This window comes from Gracilibacillus alcaliphilus, assembly GCF_016909015.1.
GTDB classification, from domain to species: domain Bacteria; phylum Bacillota; class Bacilli; order Bacillales; family Amphibacillaceae; genus Gracilibacillus; species Gracilibacillus alcaliphilus.
The window spans coordinates 1-13,004 of the sequence record NZ_JAFBFA010000059.1; the positions used below are offsets into that span (position 1 = coordinate 1).

The following is a 13,004-nucleotide window of genomic DNA, read 5'->3' on the forward strand; positions in this document are numbered from 1 at the left end:
AACAAGCGATAGCGCGTTAGTCTAGGCAAGTGTACATTTTGATAAGACCTGAAATATTGGTGGGAAAACTATGTCGAGAAAAACTTGACACATACTTGGTCACACCAGTGCTTGAGGTTTTTGCTGTATTACGATAAAATAAATATATTCCATATTACAAAATGATGTTCCGTATTATGGAACGAAAGGGGGAGCCATGGCACAAGTTCAGTCACTGGAACGCAGTCTATCTATTATGGAATATCTGGCTAGAGATCCAGCAGGAGCAAGTGTAGCACAGTTATCCCAAGAAATGGGACTGGCGAAGAGCACGGTACATCGTTTATTGCAAACATTAATGGCAAGAGGTTATGTACAGCAAGATCAGCAATATGGTCATTATCAATTAGGCGTGCAGTGTTTGACATTGGCCAGTCATTTCTTAGGCCAGCTGGATATTCGAAATTTGGCAAAGGCAAGCTTAATGCAATTGTCAAAGGATTCAGGTGAGGTGGTTCATTTATGTATCTTAGATCGTAATGAAGCCGTTTACATTGACAAGGTAGAAAGTCAACAAACATTAAGAATGTACTCACAGGTTGGCAGGAGAGCCATGCTGCATTGCACGGGTGTTGGTAAAGCATTGTTAGTCGGTTTTGATGAGCAACAGGTAGAACGATTGATCCAAGAAAAGGGACTGCCGCGATTTACGGATACTACAATTACCGAAGCAAAGCAGTTAGAAGACGAAATCAAACAGATTAGACAACAAGGCTATGCGATAGATGAACAAGAGCATGAGAAGGGAATTCGCTGTATCGCTGCCCCTATTTTTGATTATGAGGGGAAGGTGTCAGCTGCTATCAGTATTGCCGGACCGATCGAACGTATGACAAAAGAGCGTGTGCAAAAGGATTTACCATCTGTTATGTTGCAGCATAGTCAGCTATTATCCAAAAAATTAGGTTATAGAGGATGTTCAAAAAGTACTCAAATGATAAGCGGCGAATCTCTGCGTTGACGGCAGGGGAGCTTCTGCTAAGATTACCCACATCGTGTGGGTAATGCAGAAGTCAACCATCCTGTGCAAGTCCGATACTCACGTATGTAAAAGCATGCGCTCCGTTCGTAAAAATCATGTCGCCGTGCTAATTTAGCACTTTTTGAACACGCACTTATAGAGAGGGGTATAAGGATGAAAATAACGAATATCGACACATTTGTTGTCCCACCGAGATGGTGTTTTGTCAAAATAGAGACAGATGAAGGAATTATCGGCTGGGGAGAGCCGGTAGTAGAAGGAAGGGCAGCAACAGTAGAAATGGCTGTTAAAGAATTAAAGGATTACTTGATCGGCAAGGATCCGCTCACGATTGAAGATCATTGGAATGTCATGTATCGAGCTGGTTTCTACCGCGGCGGTCCGATTTTGATGAGTGCGATTGCAGGGATAGATCAGGCACTGTGGGATATAAAAGGTAAATATTTTAATGCACCAGTTTATCAATTATTAGGCGGAGCTTGCCGTGAATCGATTCGTGTCTATTCATGGATTGGCGGTGACCGGCCAAGTGATGTAGGGGCGTCCGCTAAAGCAGTAGTAGAGGCTGGTTTTACGGCGGTGAAGATGAATGCAACAGAAGAACTGCAATATATTGATAGCTATGAAAAAATCGATCATGTCGTGGAGCGGATTGCTTCTGTTCGTGAGGACGTCGGCGACTATATTGGCATCGGGATTGATTTTCATGGCAGGGTTCATAAGCCAATGGCCAAAATTTTGGCCAAAGAATTGGAAGCGTTTCGCCCAATGTTTATTGAGGAACCGGTATTGCCGGAGAACAATGAAGCCTTGGCTGAAATTACGAAACATACACATATTCCGATTGCAACTGGGGAACGGATGTACTCCCGATGGGATTTTAAACCGCTCTTTGAGGCTGGTTATGCCGATATTATTCAGCCCGACTTATCTCATGCCGGCGGAATTACCGAAGTGAAGAAAATTGCCTCGATGGCGGAAGCCTATGATGTAGCACTTGCCCCTCATTGTCCGTTAGGTCCAATTGCGCTGGCAGCTTGTTTACAGGTAGATGCGACGGCACATAATGCCTTTATCCAAGAACAGAGTTTAGGTATCCATTATAATCAAGGCAATGATCTGCTCGACTATATTACAGATAAGGATGTCTTTGCTTATCAGGAAGGGCATGTCAAGATTCCACAAGGTCCTGGTCTCGGAATTGAAATAAATGAAGAGAAGGTAAAAGAGATGACAAAGACAGGACATAGTTGGAAAAATCCCGTCTGGCGCCATCAAGATGGCACGGTTGCAGAATGGTAAGGAGGTGCACTGATGGATGTGGTAACAATTGGTGAGACGATGGCGATGTTTAGTCCAACTGCCACAGGCAAGATGCGCTATGCCTCGCAATATTCCAGAAAGTTTGCCGGTGCCGAGACTAATGTAGCCATTGGTTTACGGCGACTTGGTTATCAAACCGGCTGGATTAGCAAGGTAGGCAGTGATGAGTTTGGCAAAGCCTTAGTCGCCTTTGTGCGTGGGGAAGGGGTAGATGTGTCCCAAGTACAGGAAGACAACCAAGCACCTACCGGTTTATATTTTAAGGAAATCCGCAATGAACAAGAGGTATATGTCTACTATTATCGTGCCGGCTCTGCGGCAAGTAAAATGGCACCAAGTGATATCAAGGAGGCGTATATTGCGCAGGCAGCCTATCTCCATGTGACAGGGATTACACCAGCATTGAGTGATACTTGTTTTGAAGCAGTCCAGCAGGCGATAGCCTATGCCAAACAGCATCAAGTACAGGTGATATTTGACCCTAATATCCGGGAAAAGTTATGGGATTCTAAGGAACAGGCAAAAGAGCGGCTACTTCAGATTGCCAGTCAGGCGGATATTGTACTGCCGGGTGTCAGCGAGGCACGATACTTATTCGGGGAGAGCAGCCTTGCTGGTTATGCCCAACAGTTTTTGAAAAATGGAACAAAACTGGTGATTTTGAAAGAAGGCAGTAAGGGTGCTCATTTTTTTACCAATGATCGAAGCGGCTTTGTGCCAAGCTATCCAATTGAGCGTGTAGTAGATCCGATTGGTGCAGGAGATGGGTTTGCAGCTGGTGTTATTTCGGGGCTATTGGAGGCGCTGTCACTGGAAGAAGCAGTAGCAAGAGGCAATGCCATTGGTGCGATAGTAACTACGGTAAATGGCGATGTAGAAGGATTGCCAGATAGAGAGGAACTGACCCGCTTTATCCAAGCGGAGAAGGGAGATGTCGATAGATAAGATGACAACCTTGCAGGAGATTTATACGCATAGACTAGTAGCTATTATCCGTGGTGTACCGGGTGCAGAAATAATGAATGTCGTGGAAGCACTATATCAAGGCGGCATTCGCATCATCGAGATTACGGTTGATACGCCAAATGTTTTCCAATGGATAGCAAAGGTACGGGAAATCTATCAAGATCAGATAGTGGTCGGTGCAGGAACCGTTTTAGATGCCGAAACGGCCAGAGCAGCAATTATGGCGGGGGCACAGTTTATTCTTTCACCAACAGTTGATAAAGAAACGATTGCGATCACCAAACGGTATGGGGCGGTCAGTATCCCTGGTGCTATGACACCAACCGAAATACTGACTGCATTCGAAAGTGGGGGAGACATCATTAAGGTCTTTCCTGCTACTGTCTTAGGGCCAGGTTATCTAAAGGATATAAAAGGCCCATTGCCACAGATTCCGGTAATGCCTACAGGTGGTGTCGATGTTGATAATATTTCAGAATACTTTGCTGTAGGGGCCGTAGCTGCAGGGATTGGCAGCTCTTTAGTGAAAAAGCAGTCCCGTTATTCGGAACAAGATTTGCAGGCTTTGACGGAAAGTGCTAAGTCTTTTTGTCACCAGAGAGATATAGCCTCCCGATAGTTGAAAGAGGTGTGTTTATAATGGAAGATGTTTAAAAAAGGAGGTCAGGACATGTATTCGGTGATTGCCTATTTTTCTTTTATCATTGCGATGATATCCATTGTTCTGGCACTGAGAGGAAAGTATTATTACTACTGGATTGCAGCGATCGGTATTTATCTGTTTAGTTTCATGGCTGGTTTTTCTATTGGAAAGTTTACGGTTGGATTGACTTTTATTCCATTAACCATGGCGATAGGACATTTATGTGGATGGATTCATAACAAGAAAAGCGGCTGGATCAGCTTCGGTTTCGGGATTATTATCGCCATTTTGCTGGTGCTTGTGGCGGGGGATTATCTTTTTTATCCATTATTCAGGCTGCTTCAATGGATATGATCGGAAGACAAAAGCCCTGATGCATATAGTAGCAACAGGGCTTAGCTAATCGCTTTACAGACCACATTTTAATTGAGCACCACAGTTGGTACAAGTATTACACCCGCCAATATCTTCTATACTGCCTTTGCGGCAGACTGGACAGGTATCGCCAACTTCAGAGCCGATTGACATATTTGTCTTGTCTAATTCATGGACCGTATCGACAAGGACTACTTTCTTTTCTTCATCAGCAAAGAGTTCCGTTTGTTCAGATAAATCATTTTCTTCTGCCTTCAGTGTGAGTACTTGACTGTCACGACTGCCATCGACATAAACAGTACCACCTTTGGCACCACCGCGATATAAGCGTTGATATACCTGTTCTACCTGCTCAACTTTGTAACCCCTTGGTGCATTAACTGTCTTGGAGATCGAACTGTCTACCCAGCGTTGAATGACACATTGTGTATCAGCATGAGCTTCTGGTGACAGGCTCATCGCTGTCACAAACCAATCTGGTAAATGCTCAGGGTCTTGTTCTGGATGGTTGTCCAGATACTCTTGAACAATATCCGCTTTTACTTCGATAAATTTGCCCAGCCGCCCGCTGCGGTAATACGTAAAGGAGAAGTAAGGCTCCAATCCAGTCGATACACCAACCATTGTTCCGGTAGACCCAGTAGGTGCCACGGTTAAAAGGTGTGAATTTCGTATGCCGTGTTTCAGGACGCCTTCACGAATATCTTCCGGCATATTCTTCATATAGCCCGTGTTAATAAAATTCTGGCGCAGCTGCTCTGTTTCTGCTTCCGTTTTGCCTGTTAAAAAAGGAAAGCTGCCTTTTTCTTTGGCTAGATCAATCGATGTGCGATAAGCAGTGGTAGCAATTGTTTCAAAGATTTTATCGACAAGCTGATTGCCTGCTTTGGAGCCATAGGCAGATTCACAATAAATAAGCAAATCATGCAGTCCCATCACACCAAGTCCAATCCGTCGTTCGCCAAGTGCCTGTGTCCGGTTGTCTTCTAAGAAATATGGTGTGGAGTCAATGACATTATCTTGCATTCTGACACCAATTTCGACCGTTTGCTTTAGTTTAGCAAAGTCTGGTTCTTTAAGCTCCTTATCTGCCATATTGGTTAGATTAACAGCTGCCAAGTTACAGACACTATAAGGAGCAAGAGGTTGTTCCCCACATGGATTGGTCGCTACTACCTGTTGGCCATAAGCTGTTGCATTGGTTTTATTGTTGGCATTGTCGATAAAGAAAATGCCAGGTTCTGCTGAATAGGTGGCACAGATATTGATCAAATTCCATAAATCTCTGGCCTTAATGGTTCGATATACTTTGACAGCAAGTCCACGTTTCTCCCACTCACGGACATCACCGACTTCGTGCCAATGTTCATTGTAATAGGCCATTTCCTCTGCTGTATAATTCTCTACATCAGGGAAGCGGAGCTCATATTCACTGTCATTCTCTACAGCCTGCATAAAATCATCTGTGATACAGACCGAAATATTTGCCCCAGTCAGAAAATCGGGATGGTGGACGGAATAGGAGCCGCCATCACGTAATTTCGCTTCTGCCTTCTCTATATTTGCGTCAGTAAATCCGCCTTGGCCAGGCATATATTTAAAATTGACAATTCCTTGGTATAGCTGGATATCATCATTAGCCAAAGGGGTGAATTTTAATTTATCTTTGGCCAGCTGAATGATTGCTTCATCTGAACTGTTTTCCATTAAATAGCGTAAAATACGCGGATTTTGCATTTTGGAAATAATAAATTCCATAATATCAGGGTGCCAGTCGCTTAACATGATCATTTGAGCCAGTTTGTTACGTTGATTCGCTACATCAACTCTCTAAGTCGCCCTAGAGATCAGACCATATCTTATATCTATCTGAGGGAGATAGATATCCTCGCGCTTCGGAAGCACTTGCTTCCTACTCTACTCTCTTCCACTAAAAAGTGTGATTTCGATGGTCGTTGAACCTTCTCCATTTTACAGGAGCTTGGCTGCTGGTTGTCTTTAACCATTTGTTATTTTTCAGCATTCACATATATCGTTTCCGATTCTGTTGTAGCTAACAAATCATTTATAATGCTTTTGATATTTTCGAAGTGATGAATGATATCAAATTCCTAAAATCTTGTAATAACATAGCCATTTCGGTTAGCTATATTAATTTTTAAGATATCAATCTTTTTTAGGCAATCCTCTTCTTAAGCCTACTGCATTTTCGCATAGACTGTATGAACATTTTAAGTCATTCTTTGTATAAAAATATTGAATTAGATAATCATTTAAGGACAGCCCGTGTTGCAATTTTAAGTGAGAAGTGAATCTACCCTGTTTGTTATGATTAATTTCAAAATTGCATAACTTACATAATTGGGTTTCTTTAGCATTATAGAAAGACATGATTTTCACTCCGAGTTTATTAATTTTTAGGAGACAATAATCATTTATTCAAAAAGAGTTTCCAGCAATTCACGAGGTTTATTTAGAGACGAGGCACTCGATTTTACCACGTCTTGATCCGCCTTGTTCTACTAAGTGTGTTAACTGGGCGATATCATTCAGCCAAGAGACAGAACCGGATGATTTTCCGTTTACCCCTCTAGCCAATGCATTACGCGGCCTTAATGTGGAACCATTGGTACCGACACCGCCTCCGCGTGACATAATCTCCATTACTTGTTTGCGGTGATCACTAATCCCTTCCCGTGAATCTTGGACAAAGGGCATAACATAACAGTTGAAATAGGTAACATCGGTATCAGAGCCGGCTCCATAAAGAACTCGGCCTGCCGGAACAAAGTTAAGACTGGCTAATTCTTGATAAAAATGGTCAAGGCTCTCTGCTTGTTTTTCCTTGGTTGGTTCTACTTCAGACAGGCCGGTTGCATTTCGTTTGGCTATCTGTTCATAGTATACTTCTAACGGCTTATCAATAATGCTTAACGGTCGTTCAATAATTCCAGTTTGCTGTTCTTCTTCTTTTTCTAATACATGAAGGTAGTCAGACTCTACTTGAATCTTGGCCTTGTCAGTATCGGAGTTGATTTCTAAGATAAAGCCTGTCCCTCTGGCAGGAAATTTCGGATCTTCTTTTATCGTCAGCACAACAAAATCTCCTGTTTTTAACGTCTGCTTTTGGGTATCTTTAAACGCGTACCGATCTAACATCACCAGCCGTGATACCCCTTTATGTGTGATCTTCATATCTGGTGTAATCGGGTGTACTTGTGGAAAGTGGGCAATATCCTGATTCAGCTGTTCCACATTTATTGTCGTAAGTGTGCCTGTTGCAGATGACATATCACAACCTCCTTATAGTAAGCAATATAACCCAAATTTCAAAATCAATTCAAGCGTATCAGAAAAGAGGTTGATATTCAATATATAGTGCTTGTTTTTATTTTTTAATACTATATATTGAATTTTGTGTGAAAGATTCGCAACATAAAAAGGGAATTCCAGTTCCTATAAGGGAATGGAAGAGAGAAGTGATCAGAAAGCATGTAAGCAAAAAAGCTTGGCCACTAAGCCAAGCTCTTTCATCATGCAAATTTAAATGTAGTCTTTCTAAAATACTTTTCCCCTTTATCCAGCCAGACAGAGGGGAAGCCGTCATGGTGAATAGAGGCAGGGGAGGCTTGTGTTTCTAAACATAAGCCCATATATTTGTCTGATTCTCGCTCCCGTAAGACCAAGCCTTTGTCTAAGGTATTGGATGTATACATCACAACACCGGGCTGGTCAGTAATAACCGTTAATTGGCGTCCGCTTTCTGCCTCGCGGACAATGGCACTGGCTGCTTGTGAATGGTCAAAAATAAAGTAATGATCATAGCCATTCCCAGCAACCACATTTTGCGTATCATTTGACTCTACACCATCTTGGATTAGTCGACCCTGACGAAAATCATAGGTTGTATCTGTAACATCTGCTAACTTCCCAGTTGGAATGAGGTTTTCATCTAATTCGACAAATTGACTGCTGTCCAAGGTTACTTCATGCTGCCGGATATCTGTTTTGAGATCCCCGCTTAGATTAAAGTAGGTATGATTCGTAGCTGTTAACACTGTTTTATGGTCAGCTAACCCTTCATAGGTGATGCTTAAGGCATTATCATTGGTTAATGTGTAGGATACGGTCATCTCTAGATTGCCTGGGTAGCCATTTTCTCCATCTGGACTGGTATGGCTTAAGGTTAAGCCCACTTCTTGCGTATTTTGAAAAGGGGTAACCGTCCAAATCGTATGATGGAAACCAGGTTCACCGCCATGCAGGTGATTTTCCCCTTCATTAGCTGGCAGGTTGAAGGTTTTTCCATCCAGCTCAAACTGGGAATTGGCGATCCGGCCGGCTACACGTCCAATTAAGGCACCGAAATAGGCGGGATTATCTAGATAGTCTTCATAGTTCTTAAAACCAATCACTACATTTTCCAGTTTGCCGTTTCGATCTGGTGTAAGGATTTGAGTAATAATACCGCCGAAGTCAAGAATAGAGACAGACATGCCATGATCATTGATTAAGGTGAATTCCTTCCATTGCTGACCACGTACATCAATTGTATTTGTTTGAATATCCATTTCGAATTCCTCCTATTATGTTTTATTTAGATTTGTTAAGAATCGCTTGAAGGCTTGACGTCCGGCTGGATTCGTCTTGTATACACCGGCGTCCTCTAGCACCCGTGCAAATTTAGCGCCTAAGGCAGACTCGACAATCGTGTCGACATTTTGCACAGTAATTTCTTGGTGCTGCTGCTTGATAGATTCCACCCAGTCTTGATGATAGTCGGCTACATCAGCCTGCTCTCCCAGTAGGTGCTGTTTGATCACAGCCAATTCATCCTTGAGACGGGGCGGCAGAACCGCTAAGCCCATGACTTCAATTAGACCGATATTTTCCTTTTTAATATGATGGACATCGGCATGCGGGTGGAAAAGCCCCATTGGATGCTCATCGGTTGTTCGATTATTCCGTAGCACAAGATCGATTTCGAATAAATCGCCACGTCTGCGGGCAATAGGTGTAATCGTATTATGTGGTGTCTCATCTGTGAAGGCATAGATGTCTGCTTCGGGATCACTGTATTGCCGCCATTTTTGTAAAATATAATCAGCTGCTTCTACTAAAGGCTGGCGCTTGGTATGGCGTAAACGGATCACCGATAAAGGCCACTTAACCACAACGGCTTCTATATCAGGGAATGCCTCTAGGGAAAAAGTGAATTCTTCTTCAGCATTAGTCATAGCAAAGGTATAACTCCCGCCTTGATAATGATCATGGGAGAGAATACTGCCTCCTACAATCGGCAAATCGGCATTAGAACCGATGAAATAGTGGGGGAACTTTTCCACAAAAGCCGTTAAACGTGCAAAGGAGTCCTTGTTGATCTGCATCGGCCGATGCTCTTTGGCAAAAACGATACTGTGCTCATTATAATAAACATAAGGAGAATATTGTAAGAACCAGGATTCCCCTTCTAAAGGTACGTCAATAATGCGGTGATTGGAACGGGCAGGGTGACCAATCCGGCCGACATAGCCTTCATTTTCGGCACATAATAGACATTTAGGATAAGCAATATCCTGCGCCATTTCCTTTTCCCTTTTTATCTGTTCCGGATCTTTCTCCGGCTTAGACAGGTTAATTGTAATATCCAAGTCCCCATAATCAGATGTAGACTTAAAATGAATGTTCTGGGCAATCCGTTTTGTTTGGATATAGTTGCTGTCTTTACTTAATTGATAGAAATAGTCTGTAGCCTGCTTCGGTGCCACTTGATATTTTTGATAAAAGGTATGATTCACCTCAGATGGCTTCGACAGAAAAACATTCATGATCTGGGCTGTCAGTTGTTCGCGTTCATCTAACAAACCCTCTATTAGGCCCTTATCTTCTGCATAGTCTGCAAGTGCTTCTAGTAAGTCAGGGATATCCAGATCAATGATTTCGTCAGTTTCTTGATAACTGGATTCCTTCAATAAACCGAGGATTTGGTTGCGTGCAAAAATCTGGTCACTGACTGTAATTAACGCTTTATTAGTTGCTTGCGTGATTAAACTGTGGATAAGTGAAGACAGTTTGCTCATTTACTGTCCCCTCCATAACCGGCAGGATGTGTTTGATGCCAGTTCCATGCATCTTCGATAATGCGGTGGATATCGGTACGTGACGGTTTCCATCCTAGTATAGATTTGGCCTTGTCGGATGCGGCCACTAATGTGCTGGGATCGCCGGCTCTTCTAGGTGCAATTTGAGCTGGTATATCATGTTTCGTTACCGCACGGGCTGTGTCAATAATCTCTTTGACAGAGAATCCCTGACTGCTTCCCAAGTTAAAAATATTACTTTTGCCGCCATCTTGCAGATATTGTAAAGCAAGCAAATGAGCATCAATTAAATCTTCTACATGAAGATAGTCCCGAATACAAGTACCATCTGGTGTATTATAGTCATCACCAAAGATGGAAATATGGTCACGCTGTCCTAAGGCAACTTGTAAAACGATCGGAATTAAATGGGTTTCTGGCTGGTGATCCTCACCAATTTCACCGGTGCTGCGGGCTCCAGCTACATTGAAATAACGCAATGACACGAAACGGATATCATGAGCAATTTCTGTCCATTTCATCATCTTTTCCATGGTCAGTTTTGTTTCCCCATAAGTGCTGGTAGGGTTAGTCGGCACCATTTCTGTAATCGGGACTTGGGCTGTTTCTCCATAGGTTGCTGCAGTAGAGGAGAAGACAATATGTTTGATGTCGAATTCGGTCATGGCTTGAAGTAATACTTGAGTGCCATAGACATTATTATCGAAATATTTAAGCGGCTGTTCCATTGATTCGCCAACTAGAGAATGAGCGGCAAAGTGAATTACATTGTCAATCGATTCCTTGGAAAAAACATCACGTAAAAAATCAATCTCGCGAATATCCCCTTGATAGAATGAAGCTTTTGGATGAATAGCTTCTTTATGACCTGTTAAAAGGTTGTCAATCACCACTACTTCATGTCCTTGCTCAATTAATTGGTATACGGCATGTGAACCGATATAACCGGCTCCGCCTAATACGAGTGTACGCATAGTTTATTTGCCTCCTTATTAGAAAAACGTGACTGAACGCTAATAGAGCGAAAGTCTTCGTTTTTAATCCTGTTTGATAAAAAATCAACATCTTTTTTACTCTGACGAGACGGGGAACAACGGACGCTAAGTCTCCTTTTATATTAACATCTATACCGGAGGCTGTCTTTCCTTATCCTGACGCAATGAAAGATAGTCCCCCGCTAGTCCTAGGTGGATGAAAAAACTGTCTCGTTTTATGACAAGTTGATTTCCTTGGCACCGTCACCAATAGCTGCTGTATAGAAGCTAGGGGCGTGGCCTACTTTCTCTTGGTAGGCCTTTTCAATTGCTTGCTTAAAGGAATCTACCTTGTCCTTTTCAACAATGGCAATGGCACAGCCGCCAAAGCCGGCACCTGTCATACGTGCTCCGAGTACGCCAGCTTGCTGCCAAGCTGTTTCTGCGATTGTATCCAGCTCCAACCCGGTCACCTCATAATCGTCTCGCAGGGAAATATGCGATTGATTAACTAATGCTCCGAAGGCGTCTAATTCGCCAGCTTTTAACTTCTGTAATGCTTCTATTGTACGGGCATTTTCATAGACAGCGTGTTTGGCGCGTTTTTGATTGATTTCATCTTTGATTAGATGGCGAGATTGTTCAAATTGTTCTGGCGATAACTCTCCCAAGCTGCCAATAGATAGTTTTGTTTGTAAATCAGCCAGAGCCTGTTCACATTGGCTGCGGCGTTCATTATATTTGGAATCTGCTAATTCCCGCCGTTTATTTGTATTAATAATAATAATGTCATGGTTAGCTAATTGGATTGGTGCATACTCATAATCCAATGTATCACAATTTAACAGCATAGCATGGTCTTGTTTTCCCATTCCAATGGCGAACTGATCCATAATACCGCTATTGACGCCGATATATTGATTTTCAACTTTTTGCCCGATCTGTACCATTTGCAGGCGGTCGATGGTTAAGGAATAGAGATGTTCCAGCAATACACCTGTAACCAGTTCAATGGAAGCAGAGGAGGATAATCCGGCACCATTTGGAATATTTCCATAGAATAAGACATCAAAACCTGTTTCAATCGAGAAACCAGCCTCCTTGAAATAAAGTATCATACCTTTTGGAAAATTGGTCCAATCGTCTTCCTTCTGATAGGCGAGCTCATCTAAGGACACCTCGAAGACACCCTTTTCAGGAAAGTTCTCGGAATAAAAGCGCAACGTCCGGTCTTGCCGGGGGATAACGACAGCATAAGTGCCAAAGGAAATAGCAGCAGGGAAAACATGCCCGCCATTGTAATCTGTATGTTCGCCGATCAGATTAATTCGGCCTGGGGCGAAAAAGACACGAGGTTGTTCATGGGTAACAAAGATTTCTTGAAACTTGTCAATTAACTGATTGATTTGCATGGGTATGCCTCCTATTAAAATAACTTAATTAAATTAATTTATTAACTATATTGTAAGCGATTTTCCGTGAAGATACAAGATGGAATTTAGTTGGGTATGTGTCAAGTTTTTCTCGACATAGTTTTCCCACCAATATTTCAGGTCTTATCAAAATGTACACTTGCCTAGACTAACGCGCTATCGCTTGTT

Annotated in this window: 9 protein-coding genes and 2 pseudogenes; 5 read left to right on the top strand and 6 right to left on the bottom strand. The window is 42.6% G+C overall.

What is annotated here, in order from left to right; all coding sequences use genetic code 11:
* Positions 1–196: 196 nt before the first annotated feature.
* The 5 genes from JOD18_RS23415 to JOD18_RS23435 all read left to right on the top strand — a co-directional run bounded on the left by JOD18_RS23415 (position 197) and on the right by JOD18_RS23435 (position 4,307).
* Positions 197–1,000 (top strand): IclR family transcriptional regulator, encoded by an 804-nt coding sequence (locus JOD18_RS23415; protein ID WP_204671828.1) that lies wholly within the window; start codon positions 197–199, stop codon positions 998–1,000.
* Between the two features lie 174 nt (positions 1,001–1,174).
* Positions 1,175–2,323 carry a galactonate dehydratase gene (dgoD, locus tag JOD18_RS23420; protein WP_204671830.1) on the top strand — a complete coding sequence of 383 codons (1,149 nt, stop codon included), beginning with the start codon at positions 1,175–1,177 and terminating at the stop codon, positions 2,321–2,323.
* A 12-nt stretch (positions 2,324–2,335) separates the two neighbouring features.
* Positions 2,336–3,289, top strand: coding sequence for a sugar kinase (locus tag JOD18_RS23425; protein WP_204671832.1), 954 nt, complete (start codon positions 2,336–2,338; stop codon positions 3,287–3,289).
* Positions 3,276–3,929, top strand: coding sequence for a bifunctional 4-hydroxy-2-oxoglutarate aldolase/2-dehydro-3-deoxy-phosphogluconate aldolase (locus JOD18_RS23430; RefSeq protein WP_420827819.1), 654 nt, complete (start codon positions 3,276–3,278; stop codon positions 3,927–3,929). Before JOD18_RS23425 ends, JOD18_RS23430 begins: the two co-directional genes overlap by 14 nt.
* Positions 3,930–3,980: 51 nt before the next feature.
* Complete coding sequence (locus JOD18_RS23435; protein ID WP_204671834.1) at positions 3,981–4,307, top strand: hypothetical protein; 327 nt, start codon at positions 3,981–3,983, stop codon at positions 4,305–4,307.
* Between the two features lie 54 nt (positions 4,308–4,361).
* Here JOD18_RS23435 and JOD18_RS23440 read toward each other — a convergent pair.
* The 6 genes and pseudogenes from JOD18_RS23440 to JOD18_RS23465 all read right to left on the bottom strand — a co-directional run.
* Positions 4,362–6,125, bottom strand: a pseudogene (locus JOD18_RS23440) (vitamin B12-dependent ribonucleotide reductase); the annotation flags it as partial.
* Between the two features lie 699 nt (positions 6,126–6,824).
* A pseudogene (locus JOD18_RS23445) lies at positions 6,825–7,619 on the bottom strand (ribonucleotide reductase N-terminal alpha domain-containing protein); the annotation flags it as partial.
* Between the two features lie 242 nt (positions 7,620–7,861).
* Complete coding sequence (locus JOD18_RS23450; RefSeq protein WP_204671837.1) at positions 7,862–8,899, bottom strand: aldose epimerase family protein; 1,038 nt, start codon at positions 8,897–8,899, stop codon at positions 7,862–7,864.
* 15 nt (positions 8,900–8,914) lie between these two features.
* The gene (gene galT / locus JOD18_RS23455) at positions 8,915–10,408 is read right to left on the bottom strand and encodes a UDP-glucose--hexose-1-phosphate uridylyltransferase (RefSeq protein ID WP_204671838.1); all 1,494 of its coding nucleotides are present in this window, start codon (positions 10,406–10,408) and stop codon (positions 8,915–8,917) included.
* Entirely contained in the window at positions 10,405–11,403 is a 999-nt protein-coding gene (gene galE, locus JOD18_RS23460; protein WP_204671839.1) for a UDP-glucose 4-epimerase GalE, read from the bottom strand. Before galE ends, galT begins: the two co-directional genes overlap by 4 nt.
* Positions 11,404–11,639: 236 nt before the next feature.
* Positions 11,640–12,815 (bottom strand): galactokinase, encoded by a 1,176-nt coding sequence (locus JOD18_RS23465; RefSeq protein ID WP_204671840.1) that lies wholly within the window; start codon positions 12,813–12,815, stop codon positions 11,640–11,642.
* Between the last annotated feature and the right edge of the window lie 189 nt (positions 12,816–13,004).

What these genes read in the sequence shown, in the direction of transcription:
- JOD18_RS23415 (WP_204671828.1), top strand. Translation starts at nt 197, where the DNA reads ATGGCACAAGTTCAGTCACTGGAACGCAGTCTATCTATTATGGAATAT.
- dgoD (WP_204671830.1), top strand. Translation starts at nt 1,175, where the DNA reads ATGAAAATAACGAATATCGACACATTTGTTGTCCCACCGAGATGGTGT.
- JOD18_RS23425 (WP_204671832.1), top strand. Translation starts at nt 2,336, where the DNA reads ATGGATGTGGTAACAATTGGTGAGACGATGGCGATGTTTAGTCCAACT.
- JOD18_RS23430 (WP_420827819.1), top strand. Translation starts at nt 3,276, where the DNA reads ATGTCGATAGATAAGATGACAACCTTGCAGGAGATTTATACGCATAGA.
- JOD18_RS23435 (WP_204671834.1), top strand. Translation starts at nt 3,981, where the DNA reads ATGTATTCGGTGATTGCCTATTTTTCTTTTATCATTGCGATGATATCC.
- JOD18_RS23450 (WP_204671837.1), bottom strand. Translation starts at nt 8,899, where the DNA reads ATGGATATTCAAACAAATACAATTGATGTACGTGGTCAGCAATGGAAG.
- galT (WP_204671838.1), bottom strand. Translation starts at nt 10,408, where the DNA reads ATGAGCAAACTGTCTTCACTTATCCACAGTTTAATCACGCAAGCAACT.
- galE (WP_204671839.1), bottom strand. Translation starts at nt 11,403, where the DNA reads ATGCGTACACTCGTATTAGGCGGAGCCGGTTATATCGGTTCACATGCC.
- JOD18_RS23465 (WP_204671840.1), bottom strand. Translation starts at nt 12,815, where the DNA reads ATGCAAATCAATCAGTTAATTGACAAGTTTCAAGAAATCTTTGTTACC.